Genomic DNA, 547 nt, shown 5'->3' with positions numbered 1-547 from the left:
ATCTTGCATTATCAGTTTGAGGTGCCGCGGCGGCGTATTGTTGCCATACAAGCACGGCAGCGGACTTCTATTTCTCTATCTATGCAAGTGATTAACCGGCGTTTGGAAGAACCCGTTTTTGCGAAAGCTTATCGAAGATGGGCGGGGCGTGCGATGGATTTGTTCTTTAAAGAGATCAGAAAGGCGGCGGCGTGATGGCACAGTTTCAAAAGCTTGCTCTTGATGTGATTGTGGTGCCGGAGCGTATACGCCCTGTGGATGATGAGCATGCCAAGGCACTTGCACAATCAATGGCGCGGGAGGGATTGATGAATCCGATTACGGTGCGCCATACCCCTAATGCTAAAGAGGGTAATTATACGCTTATAGCTGGTGCGCATCGGCTGCGTGCTGCGGAGCTTTTGGGCTATAGTGACATTGATGCCGTTGTAGTGCAGGCTGATAAGGATAATGCCGCGCTTTTAGAGGTTGCTGAAAATCTGTTTCGCAATGAATTGTCTGTTATTGACCGTGCGCTTTTTGTCCAGACTTACCGCGAATTGTGGGA

At 49.5% G+C, this 547-nt stretch carries 1 protein-coding gene and 1 pseudogene; both read left to right on the top strand.

The window, feature by feature from the left end; translation table 11 throughout:
* Positions 1 to 195 (top strand): annotated as a pseudogene (locus ACFIKO_RS09525) (hypothetical protein); the annotation flags it as partial.
* A partial coding sequence (locus ACFIKO_RS09520; RefSeq protein ID WP_375673936.1) for a ParB/RepB/Spo0J family partition protein occupies positions 195 to 547 on the top strand: 353 nt, incomplete at its 3' end. The pseudogene ACFIKO_RS09525 and the gene ACFIKO_RS09520, both read left to right, overlap by 1 nt.

The sequence above is a fragment of the Bartonella sp. TS82HLJMH genome, assembly GCF_042193495.1.
Lineage (GTDB): Bacteria > Pseudomonadota > Alphaproteobacteria > Rhizobiales > Rhizobiaceae > Bartonella > Bartonella grahamii.
Note: the sequence above shows the minus strand (reverse complement) of the source record. Positions and strands in the feature narration are given on the sequence as shown.